16 protein-coding genes are annotated in these 21,547 nt (G+C 68.6%); 5 read left to right on the top strand and 11 right to left on the bottom strand.

Features of this window, described 5'->3' with window-relative positions:
• Positions 1-30: 30 nt before the first annotated feature.
• The 3 genes from ABIC65_RS20930 to ABIC65_RS20920 are packed head-to-tail and all read right to left on the bottom strand — an operon-like array spanning position 31 to position 2,254.
• A complete protein-coding gene (locus ABIC65_RS20930) occupies positions 31-984 on the bottom strand; it encodes an alpha/beta hydrolase (protein ID WP_354311342.1) in 954 nt (317 codons plus the stop codon).
• Positions 981-1,535, bottom strand: a complete 555-nt coding sequence (locus ABIC65_RS20925) for a 3'-5' exonuclease (protein ID WP_354311341.1) — start codon at positions 1,533-1,535, stop codon at positions 981-983. The genes ABIC65_RS20930 and ABIC65_RS20925 overlap by 4 nt, the downstream gene beginning before the upstream one ends.
• A 50-nt stretch (positions 1,536-1,585) precedes the next feature.
• Positions 1,586-2,254 carry an O-methyltransferase gene (locus tag ABIC65_RS20920; protein ID WP_354311339.1) on the bottom strand — a complete coding sequence of 223 codons (669 nt, stop codon included), beginning with the start codon at positions 2,252-2,254 and terminating at the stop codon, positions 1,586-1,588.
• Positions 2,255-2,345: 91 nt separating this feature from the next.
• On the opposite strand from ABIC65_RS20920, the gene ABIC65_RS20915 reads away from it, so the two are divergent.
• Both ABIC65_RS20915 and ABIC65_RS20910 read left to right on the top strand, forming a co-directional pair.
• Positions 2,346-2,984, top strand: a complete 639-nt coding sequence (locus ABIC65_RS20915; protein ID WP_354311337.1) for a TetR family transcriptional regulator — start codon at positions 2,346-2,348, stop codon at positions 2,982-2,984.
• Between the two features lie 10 nt (positions 2,985-2,994).
• The gene (locus ABIC65_RS20910; protein WP_354311335.1) at positions 2,995-3,426 is read left to right on the top strand and encodes a DUF1810 domain-containing protein; all 432 of its coding nucleotides are present in this window, start codon (positions 2,995-2,997) and stop codon (positions 3,424-3,426) included.
• Here the strand turns inward: ABIC65_RS20910 and ABIC65_RS20905 are convergent.
• Genes ABIC65_RS20905 through rpiA form a run of 6 tightly spaced genes read right to left on the bottom strand, consistent with a single transcriptional unit; the run spans position 3,423 to position 12,302 of the window.
• The gene (locus ABIC65_RS20905; protein ID WP_354311334.1) at positions 3,423-4,232 is read right to left on the bottom strand and encodes a Cof-type HAD-IIB family hydrolase; all 810 of its coding nucleotides are present in this window, start codon (positions 4,230-4,232) and stop codon (positions 3,423-3,425) included. The genes ABIC65_RS20910 and ABIC65_RS20905 overlap by 4 nt on opposite strands.
• Positions 4,229-5,662, bottom strand: coding sequence for a glucose-6-phosphate dehydrogenase (gene zwf / locus ABIC65_RS20900; protein WP_354311332.1), 1,434 nt, complete (start codon positions 5,660-5,662; stop codon positions 4,229-4,231). The genes ABIC65_RS20905 and zwf overlap by 4 nt, the downstream gene beginning before the upstream one ends.
• Positions 5,659-6,645 (bottom strand): phosphogluconate dehydrogenase (NAD(+)-dependent, decarboxylating), encoded by a 987-nt coding sequence (gnd, locus tag ABIC65_RS20895; protein WP_354311330.1) that lies wholly within the window; start codon positions 6,643-6,645, stop codon positions 5,659-5,661. The genes zwf and gnd overlap by 4 nt, the downstream gene beginning before the upstream one ends.
• Positions 6,646-6,668: 23 nt before the next feature.
• Entirely contained in the window at positions 6,669-9,473 is a 2,805-nt protein-coding gene (locus ABIC65_RS20890; RefSeq protein WP_354311328.1) for a bifunctional transaldolase/phosoglucose isomerase, read from the bottom strand.
• Positions 9,470-11,545, bottom strand: a complete 2,076-nt coding sequence (gene tkt / locus ABIC65_RS20885) for a transketolase (RefSeq protein ID WP_354311327.1) — start codon at positions 11,543-11,545, stop codon at positions 9,470-9,472. Before tkt ends, ABIC65_RS20890 begins: the two co-directional genes overlap by 4 nt.
• A 58-nt stretch (positions 11,546-11,603) precedes the next feature.
• Entirely contained in the window at positions 11,604-12,302 is a 699-nt protein-coding gene (gene rpiA / locus ABIC65_RS20880) for a ribose-5-phosphate isomerase RpiA (RefSeq protein WP_354311326.1), read from the bottom strand.
• Between the two features lie 173 nt (positions 12,303-12,475).
• Here rpiA and ABIC65_RS20875 point away from each other — a divergent pair, with 173 nt between their 5' ends.
• The 3 genes from ABIC65_RS20875 to ABIC65_RS20865 all read left to right on the top strand — a co-directional run bounded on the left by ABIC65_RS20875 (position 12,476) and on the right by ABIC65_RS20865 (position 16,375).
• On the top strand, positions 12,476-14,119 hold the full coding sequence (locus ABIC65_RS20875; protein ID WP_354311324.1) for a glycoside hydrolase family 43 protein: 1,644 nt from the start codon (positions 12,476-12,478) through the stop codon (positions 14,117-14,119).
• A complete protein-coding gene (locus ABIC65_RS20870; RefSeq protein WP_354311323.1) occupies positions 14,119-15,657 on the top strand; it encodes a glycoside hydrolase family 43 protein in 1,539 nt (512 codons plus the stop codon). Before ABIC65_RS20875 ends, ABIC65_RS20870 begins: the two co-directional genes overlap by 1 nt.
• 112 nt (positions 15,658-15,769) lie before the next feature.
• Positions 15,770-16,375, top strand: coding sequence for a DUF1826 domain-containing protein (locus tag ABIC65_RS20865; protein WP_354311321.1), 606 nt, complete (start codon positions 15,770-15,772; stop codon positions 16,373-16,375).
• 6 nt (positions 16,376-16,381) lie between these two features.
• Here ABIC65_RS20865 and ABIC65_RS20860 read toward each other — a convergent pair whose 3' ends face one another.
• Positions 16,382-19,123 (bottom strand): DUF5695 domain-containing protein, encoded by a 2,742-nt coding sequence (locus tag ABIC65_RS20860; protein WP_354311319.1) that lies wholly within the window; start codon positions 19,121-19,123, stop codon positions 16,382-16,384.
• Positions 19,124-19,131: 8 nt separating this feature from the next.
• Positions 19,132-21,474 carry a S9 family peptidase gene (locus ABIC65_RS20855; RefSeq protein ID WP_354311318.1) on the bottom strand — a complete coding sequence of 781 codons (2,343 nt, stop codon included), beginning with the start codon at positions 21,472-21,474 and terminating at the stop codon, positions 19,132-19,134.
• Positions 21,475-21,547 lie beyond the last annotated feature (73 nt).

Here is a 21,547-nt window from a genome sequence, read left to right as displayed (position 1 = left end):
TCGGCAACCGCCGGGCCCCTTTAGCGGCACTCAGCGGCGGCCCGTATCCGCCGGCTGATCGCGCCAGATCCAGCGCAATATCTCGGGCAGCAACGCGCCGCCCTCGGCGTCCGAATGGCCGCCCGCGGTCCATGCATGGCGCACGTCGTAGCGCGGGCCGGGCCGCTTCTCCGCATCGGCATGCGCATTGGCCCATTCGAGGCTCTTGAGCATCTGCTGGTTGGCGAGGAACCAGTTGCCATGCTCGTTGTCGAGATCCTCGCGGCCGTCCTGCAGGAAGACGCGCAGCGGCCGGATCGCGCTCTTGCGGATCAGCCCCGGGTAGATATCGCCGCCATAGGTGCGCGGCTGCCCGTCGGCGTCGAGCGCTAGGCCGATCGAGGTGTAGCTGCCGATACAGCTGATCACGTTGCCGAACGCCTCGGGGTGACGCCAGGCCAGTGTCCAGGATGCGATCGCTCCGCTGGAGGTACCGCCGACCGCGCGCCGCTTCGGATCGGCCGAGAAGCGCCAGCGCCGCGTGACTTCGGGGAGCAGCTCGTCGAGCGTCATCCGGGCATAGGCGTCGGACAGCGCGTCATATTCTTCGACCCGGTGGTCCGGGTTCTGCATGCCGAGCGTGTCGGGATAGTGCGCCGATCGGTTGCCTGGGGTGACGAACACGCCGAGCGTCTGGGGAATGGCACCCTGCGCGATCAGCGCGTCGAGCACCGCGGGGACCTTGAGCGAGCCATTGGGGTTGGTCGCGCGCTGACCGTCCTGGAACAGCAGCAGATTGGGTGGCCGCGCAGGGTCATAGCCGGCGGGGACATAGACCCAGTAGCGCCGCACCGTGCCGGGATAGACGCGGGACCGGAGCTCGAACGGCCCCTCCAGCCGGCCGTGGAGCGGGGCATCCACGGTCTCTTGCGGGGGCTTGGCTATCGAGGCGGGTGCCGCCATCGCCGACAGCGCCGCCGCGACGAGGAGAGTCGAACGGATCATCCTTGGTCTCCTGCGACATGCGCCGCCGCCGCTGCCCGAACGGCGAGCCAGCGATCGCGTTCTTCCAAGGCATCGGCAAGCGCGCGGTGGGCGGGCTGGTCGCGATCCTGCATCTCGGCGTGCACCAGAAGGTCCTTCACCGTCGCATCGAGCAGCGCGGGCGGCACATGCGGTTCCAGCACCGCGCGTGCCGCCTCGCGCCATGCGGCCTCGGTGTCGCGCAGCCGCAGGCTGTGGCGGGGCAGCCCGGCGGCGCGGAGCAGGGTGCTCAGCCACTTGCCGTCCCAGCTCGGCGCGCTGGCCAGCAGATCGTGGCCGGTCAGCACCTCGACCATCCGCTGCGCCACCGTGTCGTGTGCTTCCCCTTCTGCCAGCAAGGTCGCGCGGGGAATGTGGTGGATCGCCTCGGCGGCAGGATCCCAGTCGTCCCAGTCGGGGGCGGGGCGGAGGAGATGCGCTTCCGACCGGCCGTCCTCAAACACCCACGCCACCTCGATCGGGTAGCTGCGCTTGCCCAGCGACGAGGCCTCGAAGTCCAGAAACACCAGCATGCCCATGATAACGACAGCGAAGCGGCTGGACTGCAAGGCCTTTCCGCGGATCACCGCAGCCGGATCGTCAGCTCGACCTCGTCGTTGAACGGCATCGACATATAGCCGCCCGCGACCTTGCCCACCCGTTCGAGATAGTCGGGGCAATGATCGACATTGTCGGCGATCAGAATCGCGCCGGGGCGGAGGCGCGGCTCGAGCAGGTCGAGAATGTCGGCATAGAGCGCCTTGGCGCCGTCGAGCAGCACCAGGTCGATCGTCTCGGGCAGGTCCACTGCCAGCGTCTGCAGTGCATCGCCTTCGCGGAAGTCGACGAGATCCGACAGCCCCGCTTCGGCGAGGTTCGCCTTGGCGCGGGCGATCTTGGATGGTTCGAACTCGGTGGCGATCAGCCGGCCGCCGCCATTGTCGCGCAGCGCTGCGGCGAGGTGGAGCGTCGAGATGCCGAACGAGGTGCCGAACTCGACGATGTTGCGTGCCTCGGTGGCGCGGCCCAGCATGTAGAGCAAGGTGCCGACGGCGGGCGAGACGGGCAGGGCAAAGTCGCCGAGCCGGGCGTAGAACTCGGTATAGGCCGTCTTGCTGCGCATCAGGCGACGCTGCTCTTCCGCGCCGATCCCCGCAAAGGCAGGCGCGAGCGCGGGTCGGTGCGCATCGGCCTCGGCAAACAGGCGCGCGATGAGGGGCGCCACGGGGGCGCTGGTAAGCGTATTCGTCATGGGGTGCTCCGGTGGCCGGCGGGAACTTGCCGGCACCGCCAAAATACGACTAATCCGTCAGCTTCGCCTATTCGCATTGCCGAGGACCCCCATGGCCGCTGCCCGAACCCCGCCGATTCACGCGCGGAAAAGCCCCAAGCAGCAGCGCGCGACCCAGTTGATCGAGGCGGTGCTCGAGGCCGCTGTTCAGGTTTTGATGGCCGAGGGCGCGGGGCGTTTCACCACCGCGCGAGTCGCCGAGCGGGCGGGGGTGAGCGTCGGCTCGCTCTACCAATATTTCCCCAACAAGGCGGCAATCCTGTTCCGGCTGCAGGTCGACGAATGGCGCCGTACGACCGCGCTCCTCTCCGGAATCCTCCAGCAACGCGACGTGCCGCCGCCGGCGCGGATGCGGCAGTTGGTCCATGCCTTCGTTCGCTCCGAATGCGAGGAGGCGGCGGTCCGCACCGCGCTGGCGGACGCCGCCCCGCTCTATCGCGACGCCCCCGAGGCCGTAGCCGCCAAGGGAGAGGCGGCGCGGATCTACCGCACGTTCGTCGAGGAAGCCTTGCCTGACGTGCCCGAGGCAGCACGGAACTGCGCGGGCGACCTGATCAAGATGACGCTGAGCCAGGTCGGCGCCAGCTTCTCCGCCAGCCCACGCAGCGAGGCGGAGATCGTCGTCTGGTCCGATGCGATGGCGGACATGTTCCTCGCATATCTCAGCGCGCTTCGCGGCAAAACCGATTAGGGTGGCGCGAATGAGCGATCCGCACGACCTCGACCGATTCGTCGCCGCGCAGGAGGGGAGCTTCGACACGGCGCTCGCCGAGATCCGCCGCGGCGCCAAGCGCAGCCACTGGATGTGGTTCATCTTCCCGCAGATCGCCGGGCTGGGCAGAAGCGCCATGGCGCAGCGCTACGCCATTGCCTCGCTGGCGGAGGCGCGCGCCTATCTTGAGCACCCGGTGCTGGGCACCCGGCTGCGCGACAGCGTCTCGGCGCTGCAGGACCTGACCAGCGGCACCGCCGAGGCGGTGTTCGGCGAGGTCGACGCGATCAAGCTGCGCTCGTCGCTGACCCTGTTCGAGGCCGCGGGCGCCGGCCCGCTGTTCGCCGCCGCGCTCGACCGCTGGTTCGGCGGCACGCGCGACCCGGCGACGCTGGCGATCCTTGAACGGGACCCCGGCTAGACCTTCAGAAGCGGCAGCAGGATCGTCTCGATCGCCTGGGCGACGCCATCGGCATCGTTGCCACCGGTCACGTGCATCGCCGCCCGTCGCACGTCCTCCGGCCCCTGGCCCATCGCGATCGACAGTCCGGCCCGGCGGAACATCGGCAGGTCGTTATACTGGTCGCCGATCACCGCGACGTCGCACAGCGGCACGTCCAGCGTCGCGGCCAGCGCGGCGATGCCGTCGCCCTTGTTCGCGCTTGGCGCGGTCACGTCGAGATAATAAGGCTGCGAGCGCGCGACCTCTGCCCCGTCGCCCAGCGCCGCCGCGACGTCCGCCTCCAGCCCGGCGAGCATCTCGTGATCGGAAGACACCGCGACGATCTTGTCGATCGCATCGAGCAGCGGGCCGAAATCGCTGCATACCACCGGATCCTGCGCGGAGGTGACGCACTCGCGCGGGGTATAATGGTCGTCGAGCCGATCGGCATGCCATTGCCCCTTGGCGAACACCCAGCGGATCACGTCCGGCCGTTCGACCAGCGCGAGCGTGCGTGCGGCGACCGCCGGATCGAGATGCGTCGCCGACAGCACCGTGCCGTCGGGCCGCACGATCGTGCCGCCGTTGAACGCGCCGATCGGGGTGGTGAGCCCTAGCCGCTCGGCGATCCAGAGCAGCCCGCTCGGCGGGCGCGCGCTGATGATCGAGACCGGAACCCCCGCTGCTACCAGCCGCTGGATCGCGGCCACCACCGGGGCGCCCAGGCTCTTGTCGGGCCGTACCAGCGTACCGTCAACGTCGGAGAGAAACAGGCGAAGGTTCATGCGATCTCGTGCCAGCTGCGGCCGTCGCGTTCAAGAAGCGCGTCGGCGGATTGGGGGCCGGTGCTTCCGGCGGTATAGTCGTCGGGTTCGCCGCTGCGCCAGGCGTCGAGCAGCGGCTGCACCGCACGCCAGCCGCCCTCGATCTGGTCGGCGCGCTGGAACAGGCTCTGATCGCCGATCAGCACGTCGTAGAGCAGCGTCTCATAGCCGGTATGGGGGCCGATATCGAACGCATCGGCATAGGCGAAGGCGAGGCTTGCCGGCACCATCTTCACCAGCGGCCCGGGCTGCTTCACCGCCATTTCCAGCGTCAGCGCCTCGCCCGGCTGGATCTGGAGGATCATCCGGTTGGGCGGCAGCTCGGTGTTGGGCGTATTGCGGAACAGCGTGCGCGGGACCTCGCGGAAATGGATGACGATCTCGGTATCGCGCGCGGTCATCGCCTTGCCGGTGCGGAGGTAGAAGGGGACGCCGTGCCAGCGCCAGGTTTCCACCGCGACCTTGAGCGCCACATAGGTCTCGGTGCGGCTGTCCGGGGCAACGTCGGGCGTGTCGCGATAGGCCGGTACCGGCTTGCCGCCCGCCTCGCCCGCCAGATAACGGCCGCGCACCGCATCTTCCGGCGGGATCGGCGTGACCGCGGCGATCACCTTGGCCTTTTCCGAGCGCACCGCCTCGGCATCGAAGCTGTTCGGCGGCTCCATCGCCACGAGTGCGAGCAGCTGGAAGAGATGGTTCGGCACCATGTCGCGCAGCGCGCCGGTCTCGTCGTAGAACTTGCCCCGGCTGCCGACCGCCACCGTTTCCGCCGCGGTGATCTCGACATGGTCGACATAGCGGTTGTTCCACACCGCTTCGGTCAGCGCGTTGCCGAAGCGGGCGACGGTGATGTTCTGCACCGTCTCCTTGCCGAGGAAATGGTCGATCCGGTAGATCTGGGTCTCGTCGGCATGAGAGAGCAGCTGCGCGTTGAGCGCTTGCGCCGATTCCAGATCGGTGCCGAACGGCTTCTCGACGACGAGCCGGCGGAAGCCGTCCGCCTCGTCGAGCAGCCCGCTGGAGCCGAGCTTCTCGCCGATCAGGCCGAAGAAGCGCGGCGCGGTGGCGAGGTAGAACACCGCGTTGCCCTGCAGCTTCTCCCGCAGCGTGTCGTACAGCGCATCGTCGGCGAAGTCGCCGCGCAAGTACGCGATCCGGTCCCGCCAGCTGCCCCAGGCCTCCTCGTCGCCCTCAATGAACGCGCCGAGCTTGTCGCGCAGCGCGTCGTCATCGCCCTCGCCATGGCTGATGCCGAGCAAGGTCGTGTCGCCGTCGAGCAGCCCGTCGCGTTCCAGATGGACCAGCGCCGGCATCAACAGGCGACCGGCGAGATCGCCCATCGCCCCGAAGATCACCAGTGTCGCGGCGGGTGCCGGCGGCGCGTCGCTCATTGCGGCATCTCGACATGCCCGCCAAAGCCGAAGCGCATTGCCGACAGCAGCTTGTCGCCGAAGGTGTTCTCGACGCGGCTGCGATAGCGCGCGAACAGCGCGGCGGAGAGGACATAGACCGGCACGGCTTCTTCCATCGCCGCGTCGATCGTCCAGCGCCCTTCACCCGAATCGGCGACCTTGCCGCTGAAGGCGTCGAGGGCATGGTCCTTGGCCAGCGCCGAGGCGGAGAGGTCGAGCAGCCAGGACGAGATCACCGAACCGCGCCGCCAGACCTCGGCGATGTCGGTCAGGTGCAGGTCGAAGCGCTCGTCTTCCGGAAGATTCTCCGAGGCCTTGCTGCGCAGCACGTCGAAGCCTTCGGCATAGGCCTGCATCAGGCCATATTCGATGCCGTTGTGCACCATCTTGACGAAGTGACCGGCCCCGGCCGGGCCGCAATGGATATAGCCCTTTTCGGCCCGCGGATCGCAGTCCTCACGGCCGACCCGCTCGGGCGTGCGCGCGATCGTACCGATGCCCGGCGCGAGCGCGTCGAAGATCGGATTGAGCAGCTCGACCGCGTCCTTTTCGCCGCCGATCATCATGCAGAAGCCGCGCTGCAGCCCCCACACGCCGCCCGAGGTCCCGACATCGACATAATGGAGCTGGCGCTCGGCGGCGACCTTGGCGCGGCGGATGTCGTCCTTGTAGAAGCTGTTGCCGCCGTCGATGATGATGTCGCCGGGCTCGGCGGCGGCCATCAGCGCTTCCACCGTGCTCTCGGTCGGCTCGCCGGCGGGGAGCATCACCCAGAAGATGCGCGGTGCGCTCATCTTGGCAACCACGTCCTCGAGCGAGCCGGCGGGCGTAGCACCGTCCTTGGCCATCGCCTCCACCGCATCGGTGCTCCGGTCGAACGCCACGATCTCATGGCCGTGCTCCATCAGCCGCCGTCCGATCCCCGCACCCATGCGGCCGAGGCCGATCATTGCAAGACGCATCCGCTGTATTCCTTCCGTTATCTTCAGAGAGCCGCAAGCACGGCCGATACCAGGGCCTGTAGCCCGCCGCCGCCCCGTTTCAAATGCACGCGCAGCACGCGGCGGCCGCGTTCGGCGAGCACGTCGGTATCGCCGCGTGCCTGGGCGATCTGGACCGTGCCGAAGCTTGCCTTGCGGCCCGGCACGGCGAGGTCCGGATCGGGCTCGCGCGTGATGGTAAGAAACACGCCGCCCGCCGGGCCGCCCTTGTAGGCCTGTCCGGTCGAGTGGAGAAAGCGCGGGCCGAAGCCGGCGACGGTCGCCACCCGCTTCGCATCGCGCACCGCAATGCGCATGGCGGTGAGCGCCGCCGTGTCGGCATCGTTGCGCTCGATATAGGCGAGGAAGCCGGCATAGTCGCCGGGGACCAGCGCAGCGAAATGGTCGCGGAGCAGGCTGGCGGGGCTGCCGGAGAGCGACTGGCCCTTGCTCGCATAGAGCGCGAAGTCCGCAGTCTCGGCGATCGGCTGTTCGGGATCGAGCGTGCCCGAGGCCTCATAGGCGTCGACCAGCGTGCGCGTCGCGACCTTGGCGTCCTCGACATCGGGCTGGTCGAAGGGATCGATGCCGATCACCGCGCCGGCGATGGCGGTCGCGATTTCCCAGCGGAAGAACTCCTGCCCGATCAGCCGCGGGGTATCGAGCGTGACCCGCACGACCGGATGCCCAGCGGCGGCGAGCGCATCGAGCGCGGCGGACTCGGTACCGCTCGCGGCCCCGGCGAGCGCGAACTGCACGAACACGCGGTCGTTGCCGTAGGATTCAGGCGCGCCCAGCGGCTCGAGGTCGACAGGCACGATCCCCTTGCCCTGCTTGCCCGTGGATTCGGCGAGCAGCTGCTCGAGCCAGGCGCCGAGCGGGACGAGCGGCGATTCGGCGAGGATGGTCAGCTTGTCGCGCCCGGCCTTGGCTGCCTCGCCGAGCAGCACGCCGAGGCGGATGCCCGGGTTGGCGGCCGGCGGCACGTCGGCGCCGCAGGAAAAGACCATCGGCTGCGTGGCCTCGAAGAAGCCGGCCACGTCGAGGCCCATTGCCGCGGCGGGCACCATGCCGAAGACGGACAGCACCGAATAGCGACCGCCGATCGCAGGGTCACCGGGGAAGGTGGCGTGGAAGCCGTCCGTCTTGGCCGTCGCTTCCAGCTTCGAACCCGGATCGGTGACCGCGACGAAATGGTCGCCCTTGCGGCCGCTCGCCTCGAAGAAATAGGCGCGCAGCAGCTCGGGTTCGAGCGTCGAGCCGGACTTGGAGGAGACGATGAACAGCGTCTCGGCGGGATCGATCTGCGCCTGGACGCTGGCGATCTGGTCGGGATCGGTGGTGTCGAGCACGTGCAGCCTGGGGCTGCCCGAGGCATTGCCGAGGATCTGGGCGAGCACCTCCGGCCCGAGGCTCGATCCGCCCATGCCGAGCAGCACGACGTTTCGGAAATGCTTGGCCTGCTCCGCCAGCTGCCGGAGTGCCGCCATGTCGACCTGCTCGCCGCGCGCGGCGGGAAGCCAGCCGAGCCACTCGGCTTCGTCGCCGCCGGTCCACAGCGTGGCGTCGCCCGCCCAGAGCCGGCGCGACCAGGCGTCGGCACGGGCCGTCGCCAGCCGGTCCTCGACGGCCTTTTCCAACGCGTCGGGCAGTTGCGCCTCGAAGCCATTCAGCCGCTTGCCGAGATGCGCGGTGCGCTTTGCGGCGACGGCACCGAGCAGCGCATCGGCGGCGTCGCCGAACTGCTGCACGCCGTCGAGCACCAGCGCACGGGTGATGTCGTCGAGGCCGAGGCCCAGCCGATCGGCTTCCGCCAAGACGTGGCGGGCTTTGTCGAGGCCGTCGGTCAGCGTCTCGGCGACGGTGCCATGGTTGCGGAACGCATCCATCGTCTTGGGCGGCATGGTGTTGACCGTGTCCGGCCCGATCAGCGTGTCGATGTACAGCGTGTCGGGATAGGCGGGATCCTTGACGCCGGTCGAGGCCCAGAGCAGCCGCTGCGGCATCGCGCCCTTGGCGGCCAGCGCCTGCCAGCGCGGGCTGGCGATCATCGCCTGATACCAAGCATAGGCCAGCTTGGCATTGGCGATGGCGACCTTGCCGCGCAGCGCCTCGAGTGCGGCGCTTTCCGGATCGCCCTCGGCGACCCGCGCATCGATCTTCTTGTCGATCTGGATGTCGATCCGGCTGACGAAGAAACTGGCAACGCTCGCGATCCGGTCAATCGGTTGCCCTGCGGCTACCCGCGCCTCCAATCCTGCGAGATACGCCTCGGCGACTGCCTGATAACTCTCCTGCGAGAACAGCAGCGTGACGTTGATGTTGATCCCGTCCTCGATCAGCTGGCGGATCGCGGGAGCGCCCGCCTCGGTGCCCGGCACCTTCACCATCAGGTTGGGCTCGTCGACATGTTGCCAGAGCCGCCGCGCTTCCTCGATCGTCGTCTCGGTGCCGTTGGCGAGATAGGGCGAGACTTCCAGGCTGACATAGCCGTCGCGCCCGCCCAGCCGGTCATAGACCGGACGCAGATCGGCGGCGGCGGCCTTGATATCGGCGATCGCCTGGCTTTCGTACACATCGGCCACGCTGGCGTCGCCGTTGCCGAGGAAGCGCGTGAAGCCCGCGTCATAGGCCTCGCCATGCCCCATCGCCTTTTCGAAGATCGACGGGTTGGAGGTGACGCCGGTCAGGCCGTCCTGCTCGATCAGCTTGCGCAGGCCGCCATCCTGAAGAAAACTGCGGTCGACGAAATCGAGCCACGCCGCCTGGCCGGCATCGTGCAGCTGCTTCAGCTTGCTGTCGGCGCTCATTTGACCTTCTCCATCACGTCGCGCGCGACCTTCACGATGTTGTCAACGGTGAAGCCGTATTTCTCCTGGAGCTTGGCGAGCGGCGCGGAGGCGCCGAAGGTCGACATGGTGACCGTCGCGCCGTTGCTGGTGACATAGCGGTCCCAGCCCATCGACCCGGCTTGCTCGACCGCAACACGCGCCATCACCTCCGGCGGCAGCACGGACTCGCGATAGGCGCGGTCCTGCTTCTCGAACAGATACCAGCTCGGCAGCGAGACGACGCGCGAGCGCACGCCCTCGGCGGTGAGCCGCTCGTGCGCGTCGACCACCATCGGCAGTTCGGAGCCGGTGCCGATCAGGATCACCTCCGGATCGCCGCCCTCGACATCGGCGAGCACATAGCCGCCGCGCGCAAGGCCCTCGGCCGAGGCATATTTGCTGCGGTCGAGCGTCGGGATCGCCTGGCGCGAGAGGATCAGCGCGGTCGGCTCCTGGCTGTGTTCGAGCGCCACCTTCCAGGCGGCGACGACTTCGTTGGCATCGCCGGGGCGGATCGTGTCGAGGCCGGGGATCGCGCGCAGCGTGGCGAGATGCTCGATCGGCTGGTGCGTCGGCCCGTCCTCGCCGACGCCGATCGAGTCGTGGGTGAAGACGAACACCACCGGCAGCTCCATGATCGCCGCCAGCCGGATCGGCGCGCGCATGTAATCGGCGAAGACCAGGAAGGTCGCGGTGTAGGGGCGCAGGTAGCTCAGCGCCATGCCGTTGGCGATCGAGCCCATCGCATGTTCGCGCACGCCGAAATGCAGGTTCTTGCCGCCGTAATTATGGGCCTCGAACGAGTCCGCGCCCTTGATGTCGGTCTTGGTCGAGGGCGACAGGTCCGCCGCGCCGCCGAGCAGGGCCGGGAGGTGCGGGGCGACCGCGTTGATCACCTTGCCGCTGCTGTCGCGCGAGGCGAGGCCCTTGGCATCGGCGTCGAAGCTCGGGATCGCCTGCTGCCAGCCATTGTGGAGCTTGCCGCGGCGCAATTCGTCGATCTCGGCGGCTTCCTGGGGGAAGGCCTCGCGGTAGCGGGCGAACAGCTGCTCCCATGCCTCGCGCGCCGGCTTGCCGCGATCCGCGACCGCTCCGCCGAAGCGCTCGGCGACGCCCTCGGGAACGAGGAACTGCGCGTCCTCGGGCCAGCCATAGGCCTTCTTCGTCGCGCGGACATTGTCCTCGCCCAGCGCCTCGCCATGCGCCTTTTCGCTACCGGCGCGGGGCGAGCCCCAGCCGATCACCGAGTGGACGACGATGAAGGTCGGCGCGTCGCTGGTCGCGCGGAAGGTGGCGATCGCCTCGGCGAGCGCTGCGGTGTCGTTGGCGTCGTCGACATGGAGGACGTTCCAGCCATAGGCCTGGAAACGCTGGCCGACATCCTCGTCAAAGGCGAGATCGGTGCTGCCCTCGATCGAGATATGGTTGCTGTCATAGATCCAGCAGAGGTTCGAGAGCTTGAGATGCCCGGCGATCGAGGCGGCTTCGCCCGAGACGCCCTCCATCATGTCGCCGTCGCCGCACAGGACATAGACGTCATGGTCGAACAGGTCGAAGCCGTCGCGATTGTACCGCGCGGCCAGCGCGCGCTCGGCGATCGCCATGCCCACCGAATTGCCGCAGCCCTGGCCGAGCGGACCGGTGGTGGTCTCGACGCCGGTGGTCATCCGATATTCGGGATGGCCGGGGGTCTTGGAGGAGAGCTGGCGGAACTGCTTGATGTCGTCGAGGCTCACCGCGGGCTTGCCGGTCGGCTGGCCGTCGGCGTCGATCTCGCGGACGCCGGCGAGGTGCAGCACCGAATAGAGCAGCATCGAGGCATGGCCGACCGACAGCACGAAGCGGTCGCGATTGGGCCAGTCGGGTGCGGCGGGATCGTAGCGGAGGAACTGGCTCCACAGCGTGTGCACCACCGGCGCCAGCGCCATCGGCGTGCCGGGGTGGCCGCTGTTCGCCTTCTGCACCGCGTCCATGCTGAGCGTGCGGATGGTGTCGATCGCGAGGCGATCGGGCGAGCCGTCTTCGTGGGTGTTCTGGTCGAGGTCGGACATGGATCAGGCAACTCCGTTCGTCGCGATGCAACGGGTGGGTTCGCAAATGGCTGCAATCTCATTCATCTATCGGGCGCTCCTGGCGGCTCACTCCGTCGCTACCGGCGACGTAGAGCGCGTCGATCTCGGTGAGGAACAGGCCGTGGCCGAGCGCGCCGGGGATGGCCGAGAGGGCGCGGGCGAGGGCGGTGGCATCGGTGATGTTCGGAAACTGTGCGTCGAGAATGTGATGCCCCCAGTCGGTCACCCACGGGGCCCCGTCGCGCAGGCGCAGATCGGCGGCGCCGCCGAGGCGCGCAATTTCCGCAGCGACGAGCCCCCGCGCGGCCGGCAATATCTCGATCGGGACCGCACGGCCGCCCAGCCGCTCGACCCGCTTCGAGCCATCGGCAATGGCGATGTTGCGGCGGGCGAGCGTGGCGACGATCTTCTCGAGCAGCATCGCGCCCCCGCCGCCCTTGATCGCGCGGAGCCGGGAGTCGATCTCGTCGACGCCGTCGATGCACAGGTCGATCGCGCCGAGCGCGTCCGGGGTCACCAAGCGAATGCCGACGGCGCGTGCGGCAGCGTCGGTGGCGCGCGAGGTCGCCACGGCGGTGATGTCGAGCCCGGCCGCCACCCGCGGCGCGAGCAGCTGCACGACATGCGCCGCGGTGCTGCCGGTGCCGAGGCCGACGACCATGCCGTCCTGCACTTCCTCCACCGCAGCGGCAGCGGCGGCGCGCTTCAGGCGCTCGGCATCGGTGGGGGAGACCATGATGGCCGAACGGTACAGCGCCGCGGGCGTTCCGGCTGCTATACACGCGTCTAGGCGCAACGTGGAGGCTGGTCATCCGCGTCCGCCGCGATATGGTAGCGCTACCGAAGGTCGGCGCGGGCTGCCCCTCGGTCGGAAAGTCGATGCCGCCGAAGCGGATGCGAGGGGATGCTATGAAGATTTCGAGGATCGCCGCTGCCGCGGTGCTGATGGGCGCGAGCGCGATGCCCGCCTTCGCCCAGTCGCCCGCCCGGTTCAGCGACTTCCGCTATTCGGGTCATGCGATGGAAGCCGCGAAGCCGGGCCCCGGCGAATATCGCAACCCGATCCTGTCGGGCTATTACCCGGACCCCTCGGTCACCCGCGTCGGCGAGGACTATTATCTCGTCCTTTCGTCCTTCGCCCATTATCCCGGGCTGCCGATCTTCCATTCGAAGGATCTGGTCCACTGGACCCAGATCGCCAACGCGATCGACCGGCCGGGCCAGCTCGATTTCACCGGCATGCGCACCTCGCAGGCGGTGTTCGCGCCAGATATTTCCTATCACGCCGGCACCTTCTACATCGTCAACACCTGCGTGAGCTGCAAAGGCAATTTCGTGATCACCGCCAAGGACCCGCGCGGGCCCTGGTCCGATCCGATCTGGCTGCCGTTCGAAGGCATCGATCCCTCGATCACTTGGGAAGGCGACAAGGCCTATATCGTCAACAACCGCGCCCCCGACGAGACGCCCCGCTACGAGGGCCACCGCGCGATCTGGATCCAGGAATATGACTGGCGCGCAGGCAAGATGGTCGGCCCCAGCACCCAGCTGATCAACGGCGGGGTGGACATCACCAAGAAGCCGGTGTGGATCGAGGGGCCGCACATCTTCAGGAAGGACGGCTGGTACTATCTGACCGCCGCCGAGGGCGGGACCAGCGTCAACCACTCGCAGGTGGTGTTTCGCTCCAGGGACCTGCTCGGCCCCTATGTGCCCTTCACGGACAATCCGATCCTGACCCAGCGCGACCTCGATCCCAACCGCCCGAACCCGGTCACCTCCACCGGTCACGCGACGCTGGTGCAGACCCAGAAGGGTGACTGGTGGGCGACCTTCCTCGGCGTGCGGCCCTATGCCGACGACTTCTACAACACGGGGCGGGAGACCTTCCTGCTGCCGGTCACCTGGACCGACGGCTGGCCGATGATCCTGCCGCACGGCAAGCCGGTGCCGATGGTGGCCAGGGCACCCAACCTGCCCGCGCAGGCCGCGCCCGCACTGCCGACCAGCGGCGGCTTCAGCTATGTCGACCGCTTCGCCGGCAACACCCTGTCGATGCAATGGATCGGCATCCGCACCCCCAAGACGCCTTTCTACAAGGTCGAGCGCGGCGAACTGGTGATCACAAGGCCCGCACGGCTCGGCGATCTCAACCAGGTGCCCGGCTTTGTCGGTCGCCGCCAGCAGCATGCCAACGCCACCGTCAGCGTGACGGTGCGCTATGCCCCGACCAAGCCCGACGAGCGTGCGGGCCTCGCAGCGGTGCAGAGCGACCTCCACTATCTCTTCTACGGCCTCACCAACAGCGGCGGCACGCGGACGCTGGCGCTCTACACCCGCGCCAAGGGCGACGAGCAGATGGTCGCCTCGACCCCGTTGCCCGGCACCGCGCCGGTCACGCTGACGCTGCGGATCACCGGCGGCACCATGGCGTTCGATTATGCGAGCGGCGCGACAAAAGGCACGCTCAAGCGCGATCTCGACGTCCGCTTCCTCAGCACCCACGAGGCGGGCGGGTTCGTCGGCACGATCATCGGGCCGATGGCGCAGTGATGCGGGGCGCACTTATCGCGGCAGCCCTGCTGCTGCCCGCCATGGCTTCCGCCCAGGTCTGGCGCTCGGACCAGGGCGACGGGACCTATCGCAACCCGCCGCTCAACGCGGATTATCCCGATCCCGACATCATCCGGGTGGGCAAGGACTTCTATTTCGCCAGCACTACCTTCGCCAATGTGCCGGGCCTCACCATCCTCCATTCGCGCGACCTGGTGAACTGGGACATCCTCAGCCATGTCCTCCCGAAGCTGACCGGCGCCGCCGAGTTCGACCTCAAGGATGGCGGTTCCTATCGCGCCGGCGTCTATGCGCCGAGCCTGCGCTACCATGCCGGCATCTACTATCTGGCGGTGACCCCGATCCGACAGCATACGCGGATCTACCGCGCGCGGGATCCCCGCGGCCCCTGGACCTATGCCGAGCTCGACCGCGCCGCGTTCGATCCGGCGCTGTTCTTTGACGACGATGGCCAGGTGTATCTTGCGACCTCGATCGGCACCAACGGCACGATCACGCTGCACACGCTCGACAAGACCGCCTCGAAGATCACCTCCAGCCGCGAGATCTATTACAACAAAGGCGCCGAGGGATCGAAGCTGCTCAAGCGGAACGGCTGGTATTATCTGTTCAATTCGATCCCCAACAAGCTGGCGCTCACCGTCTCCCGCGCCCGCAGCCTCGACGGCCCGTGGGAGACCAAGCCGCAGATCGACGACACGACGGGCGGGCATCAGGGCGCGCTGGTCGATCTGGCGGATGGCACGGATGTCGGCTTCGTGATGCGCGACTCCGGGCCGATCGGCCGGGTCACCAACATCAGCCCGGTCTTCTGGCAGGACGGCTGGCCGGTCTGGGGCACGCCTGAGCAGCCCGGCCGCGTGCCCGATCGGGCGCGCAAGCCGATCCCGGGCGGCCGTTTCACCGAGCCGCCCGCCTCGGACGACTTCACCGCGCCGACGCTCGGCCGGCAATGGCAGTGGAACCACAATCCGCTCGATCCCTATTGGTCGCTCACCGCTCGGCGCGGCTGGCTGCGGCTGCGCGCGGTGCCGGCCGACCAGCTCTGGTGGGCGCGCAACACGCTGGTCCAGAAGGGGCAGGCGCCACGCTCGCGCGCAGAGGTCCAAGTCGATCCCGCGGGCATCCGGCCGGGCGACGTGTGTGGCTTCGGCACCTTCGGCAAGTACAGCGCGGCGATCGCCGTGGTCGGCCAGCCCGACGGCAGCCGCGCGCTGTCGATGCGGGTGACCGAGTCCACCACCGCGGGACCGAAGACCGAGATCCGCGTCGCCGCGATCCCCACCAAGGTACCGCGGCTGTGGCTGCGTACCGAGATGGACTTCACCGCGGCAACCGCGCTGCTCTCGTACAGCGAGGACGGCCGCAGCTTCACGCCCCTCGGGGGCACGGTGCCTTTGGTATATGACTGGCGGACCGGCACCTTCCAGGGCGTGCAATTCGCGCTGTCCTGCTTCAACCCAGGCACCGCCGGCGGGGCGCTCGACGTGGACCGGTTCACCCTCTCGCGCTTCTGATCGCCGCCGTCACCTCCGTTCGTCGCACCCCCGCTTGCGCCGCGCTCCGATCGCGGCAAGGGAATGATACAGTGTATCATGCAAGGGCAAGAAGATGGTGGCGCAGGCGAGATTGGCGTTGGACGTTCCGGGCCAGGAGGCGGTTGCCCCGGCGCTTGCCATCGAACGGTGCGAGCCCGCCGTGCTGGCAACCGCCGCGCAGCCCTATGTGCATCTCGCCGTCTGGCATCGGCGCTTCCCTGAGGCGCTCGACTGGCTGGGCAGCCTCGACTGGAGCGCAATCGACGATTGCGAGCTCACCAGTCGCGTCGAGGTGCTGTCGGTGACCATCGCCGATGCACTGGCAGCTGCGGGCTATCCCTATGGCGCGCGGGGCACCGCGTTGTGCGACGAGATCGTCGGCCTGGCGCGGCATTTCGCAGGCGCGCTGACGCTCGATGCGGTGACGGTGCGGCTGGAGGTGATCGAGACCGACGCCTGCCGCAAGTTCCACGCCGACTATGTCGCGGCGCGGCTGCTCTGCACGCTGGTCGGGCAGGGCACCCAGTGGCGCTATGGTCCCGACGTGGCGGACACGCCGATCCGCCAGTTGCAGACCGGCGATGTCGCCATCTTCAAGGGGCGCCTTGCGACCGACACACCGGCGATCCTCCACCGCTCGCCGCCGATCCTGGGGACGGGCGAAACCCGGCTGCTGCTCGCGATCGATCCGGCCTGAGCGCGGTCAGCCGGCACGGGGCACCAGCCGTACCTCGGTCGGTCCCGCGCCGAGCGGCAGCGTGGTGGCGCCCCGCGCCGGCGTGCCGCCTTCGACGCGGTAGCCGCGGCCGCCGATGGTCTTCTCCACCCGCACCAGCGCCTGCGGCGTCATCGCGCTGCGCGGGTCGAGGGTGAGCGTCATCACGCCGGTCGCGGGCACATAGCGTGCCTGGGCGATCTTGCCCGCCTCGAGCGTGATCCACAGGCCGGCGGGCGCGACGAACAGCCGGCTGCGCGCACCGTCCCTGGGCGCAACCGTCACCGCGTCGGCGGCGACGCGGACATTGCCGCCATAGCCGAGCCAGCCGAATACCGGGTCCTTCACCAGATAGGTCGCGGCGCCGTACGCATGGGCGAAATAGCCCGAGCCATAGTCGCCGCTATACGGATCCCACGCCATCCGGTCCGGCCAGCTGTGGAACGCCGCCGAGCCGAAGCCGTCGCGATCGATATTGGTGATGCCGCCCATCAGTCCGCCATAGGCGACGCGCAGCAGGTGCAGGTCGGCAGGGTTGGCACGGAATGCCTCGAACAGCGGCAGCGCGTTGTTGGTCGAGCCGTAATGGTGGATCTGGCGCTCGATCCGCGGATATTTGCCGCCATAGAGGAAGTCCCAATAGCGCCGGGCATTGCCGTTATAGCCCCAGTGCGGGATCAGCGGATCATAGCCGAGGATCACTTCCACCGTCTCGGCGGCCTGCTTGGGATGGCCGAAATAGCGCATCCAGGAATAGACCTCGGGCTGGCCGGTCGAATCCCACGCCATCTCGCTGCCGAAGGGATAGGCGAGGCTCGCCCAGTGATCGGCGCGGCTCTTCATCAGCGCCTCGATCTGCGCGGCGCCGTCGGCGATCCCCTCGCGCTGGAGATCCTCGAGGATGTCGACGAAGACCTCGCCCTCCATCTGCCCGAACTGGGTGTAATAGGGCGCATCGCGCATCATCGCGACGATCGTCATCCGGGCATGGTCGAGATACCAGCGCCAGTCATGATGGGTGACCAGCCCCGGATGGTTGCGCGCCAGCCGATACAGCGTCCAATAGCCGAGCGCGACATGCGGGTAGTTGAACGAGCGCCCGAGATCGTCGGCATCCTTCTTCGACCAGCTCGTCCAGGTCTTCCAGTTCGCAGCGGGGTCGTAAAAGCCGGGGAAGGCGGCGGGGTCGTAGTAGAACAGGCTCTTCTTGACCCCCCCGATATGCTCGCCGCTGGCGATCTGCAGCTTGCCGAAGATCGTCTTGTCGACCAGCGTCTCCAGCTTCTCGACCTCGGCCGGGTCTGGATTGTCGAGCTGCTTCATGATCGCCGCGATCCAGCCGCCGGCGCCGCCCTCGTCGCTCATGCCGGCGATCCAGACGCGCGGCTCCTGGGTGAGGATCTTGCCCGCTTCATGGTCGTAGCTGAGGATCGCGGGGGCACGGCCGAACGGGTCCTTGGGATCGTCGAACCATTGCTGCGTCGTGGCGAAGCGGCCAAGATCGGCCATGGTCTGCTCGAGCGGCTTGGTCACGAAATACTGGACCGTCTGCACGCTGCCATCGGCATAGGTGATGGTGACGCGCGCACGGCCCCAGCCGGTGCTCCGTACCGCATAGCGCCGCCAGCCGCTCACGACGCCCGCCGCCGTCACCGTCATCGCCCCGGCAGGGGAGACGTCCAGTTTGGCGACAGGCTGGGCGTATTTCAGAAAGAGCGACGCTTCGAGGTCGTTCGGCACGACATAGCCGGGCACGCCCAGCGCCACCGGCCTTCCCTGCGCGACGAGGGTGGACTGGATGCCGCGGATCGACGGCGCCTGCACCAGCCGCACGCCCACGTCGCGGGCTTCACCCGGCGCGAGGGTGAAGCTGGTCGGCGGGTTCCACTGCTCGCCCGCCTTGCGCCATTCCTGCTCGACGAACCCCTTGGAGGCGACCGTCCAGTCGTAAAAGCCTTCTGAGACCTGGCTGCGCGGGCTCTTGTCGGTGAAGATCGCGCCGGGCTCGTTCGGGTTCTTGAGCGGGGCGTAATTCTCCAGCGGCGTGCGTCCGTCGGGGAGCACCAGCAGCGCCGGGCCCTTGCCGTTCAGCCTTGTGACCTGAAGATAGCCGGCATCGCGGCCGATATAGGGATCGACGAAACTCGCCTGGGCGTGCGCGGTCTCCAGCGTACGGTCGCGAATGGTGTTGTCGAACACCATCGGCATGCCGAGCCCGCCGATCTCAACTGGCGCGGCGGAGGTGTTGACGATGCGGAAGCGCAGCACCGGCACACCGGCGGAATCCACCCAGCGCCGCTCGATGCGCAGCGGCAGCCCCTCGCCCATGCTCGCGGTGATGTCCGCCGCGGCAAAAACGCCGGGGGTGAGGGGGAGGGGTTTGATCGGCTTGCGGGCGCGCGACGAGGCGAAGTCCTGCCATGCGCCGCCCGCGGTGCGCAGGCGAAGGTTGAGATCGCCGATATGGTTGAAGCCATCGCCCTGCCGCTCCGCCTCGCGGCCGCCGGGGACGAAGTCGAACGCCGGATCGGCGGCGGGCGACAGCCGGGCGAGCGTGCCGGTGTCGCTGCGCAGTTCGAGCAGGAAGGCGCCTACCCGCACCGGCGTGGTGCGGATCGGCGGATAGACGGGTTTCGCCGCCCTTTCCTGCGCAAGCAGCGGGGCGGCGAAGGGCAGGCTGCTCACCCCGGCGAGCGCGGCGGCGGCGAGGAGCAGATGGGGGGCACGCATCGGGGACCTCATTTCTCGGGACGCAGCAGCGGCAGCTGTTCGCGCCAGGCAGGCGTGTCGAAACCGATATCGGCGGGGGGCGCCTCGCCGAGCAGGTGCTGCACGAAATAGTCGCGGAACTTGCGCCAGAAGAAGGGCTGGTAGACCGCATGGGTGGTGTTGGGCAGCACCACCATGTCTACATCGCGGCCCGCCCAGATCAGCGCGGTGGCGAGCTGGAAGCTTTCGGTCACCGGCACATTGTCGTCGATGTCGCCGTGGATCAGCAGCAGGTGGCTGCCGAGATTGGGGGCGGCGACCATGTTCGAGTTGCGCGCCCAGTCATTGGTGCTGGCGGCGCCCATGGTGGTCTCGGGCCACCAGGCCTTGTCTAGCCGCAGGTCGTGGTTGCCCGAGGAGGCGACGCCGACCTTGAAGAAGCCGGGGCGGCGGATCACGAACCGCGCGGCGTCATAGCCGCCGGCAGAACCGCCGAACACGCCGACGCGCGACAGGTCGAATTCTGGGTAGCGCTCGGCCATCTGGCGGATCAGCGCGATATGGTCGTCGAGCCCGACCTCGCCCAGATTCTGATAGGCGTGCATGCGGAAGGCGCGCCCCCGCCGCGAGGTGCCGCGGCCGTCGATCATCACCACGATCGCGCCGAGCTGGGCGACGCTGGAGCCTGCCGCGCCCACCGTAGCGGTCCAGCTGGTCGGCACCTGGGTGGTCGTCGGGCCGGTATAGACATTGTCGATCACCGGGTAGCGGCGGTTCGGGTCGAAGCGCGCGGGGCGGTAGATCATGCCGTAGATCGGCGTCTTGCCGTCCGCCGCGACGCCCTGGAACGGCTCGGGCATGCGATAGCCGCTGGCGAGCAGCGCCGTGGGATCGGCATGGCCGAGCTCGGCGAGGATGCGGCCGTCGGTCGCGCTGCGCAGCACGGTGCGGCTCGGCTGCGTGGGCGTCGAGAGCACGTCGAGGAAGGTCTTGCCGTCCGGCGCCACCTGCACGTCATGCTGCATCGGCTCGGGCGTCAGCAGCAGCGGCTGCTCGCCGTGCGTGCCGATCCGGTAGAGTGCGGTATAATAGGGATTGCGATCGGGCTCGCGGCCGACCCCGCGCACCAGGATCGCGCCCGCCGCCGCATCGACATGGTCGACGCCGATCACGTCCCACTCGCCGCGGGTGAGCGGGATGCCGCCCTCGGGCGCATCGGGGCGGACGAGATAGAGCTGCGCCCAGCCGCTGCGTTCGGAGACGACGAGCTCGCCGCCCAGCTCGGGCGCGGGCTGGAGCGAGCTCGACACCACCGAGACACTGGGCGTCAGCGCCTCGCGGGCGACCACCGTCGCCGCGCCTGTTTCGGGATCGGCCTTGTAGACGACGAGCTGCTTGTAGCCGCGCTCGGTCCATTGCGCGCGTACCTGGCCGTTCACCCAGGCCATGTCCGGATCATAGGGGTAGAGCAGCGACTCGCTGGGGACAGCGAGAGGGACCAGCCGCGCCTTGCGACGACGCAGCGCCTGCTCGACGTCGATCACCAGCCGGGTCGCCTGGGGCAGCTTCTCGGCGCCGGCAAGCGGATAGATGTAGCGGAAGGTGCGCGGGTAGAGGCTGCCCGGCGGCGTCGCCTGGACGATGCCCAGCCGGATCACGTCGCGCGCGTCGAGCCGCCAGGTCAGGATGCGCTTGCTGTCCGGCGACCAGCGGACCGAGACCGGCATGGTCGGGTCCTCGGTCCCCTGGGCGAGGATGTCGGCGAGCACGGGGATGCCGCGGCCATAGGGCTGGTCGCGGGTGCCGTCCTTGGTCAGCGCGACTTCGCGGCCGCTCGCCAACTCGACGGCGTAGAGGTTGAAGTCGCGCGAGACGATGCGGAAGCGGCCGTCTGGCGAGAGCGCGTCCTCGCCGTCCGCCGCACCCTTTGCGGCGGGCGCGAGCGTGCCGTCGGCGGCCCAGGTCCAGCGCTTGTCGAACGCGCTGAACTGCAGCGCGCCGCCCTCGAGCTTCGCGTCCTCGATCGGCAGCGCGGCGGGCTTGACCGGCTTGTCGAGCGCCTTGGCGAGCGCCGCGGCAATCGCCGCTTCCGGGGCGATCGGGCGCGACTGGCTGGTGGCGAGGTCGTAATAGGCAACGGTCCGCGCGCCTTCTGGACCATGGCGATAGACGATCCCGGCGCTGTCGGTGGTGAAGCCCGCACGCAGGCTGCGATCGACGATCAGCTTGGCGAGCCCGTCACCCAGATAGCGGTCGGCTGCGGCATAGCGGGCCTCGATCGGCGCGTCGGTCTGCGCCGCTGCCAGGCAAGGCGCGAGCAGCGCCCATGCTGCCAAGGCGCTGGTCCTGCCGAGCCGAGCTGGTACAAGCATTCGGTATTCCCCCTTGCGCGTGGGTAGACCATGCCGCGGCAATCGGGTCAAGAATGTTATACGGTATATGATG

It is taken from the genome of Sphingomonas trueperi, from assembly GCF_040545665.1.
GTDB classification, from domain to species: Bacteria; Pseudomonadota; Alphaproteobacteria; order Sphingomonadales; family Sphingomonadaceae; genus Sphingomonas; species Sphingomonas trueperi_B.
The sequence above is the reverse complement of the archived record's forward strand: the minus strand, read 5'-3'. Positions and strand labels throughout refer to the sequence as shown.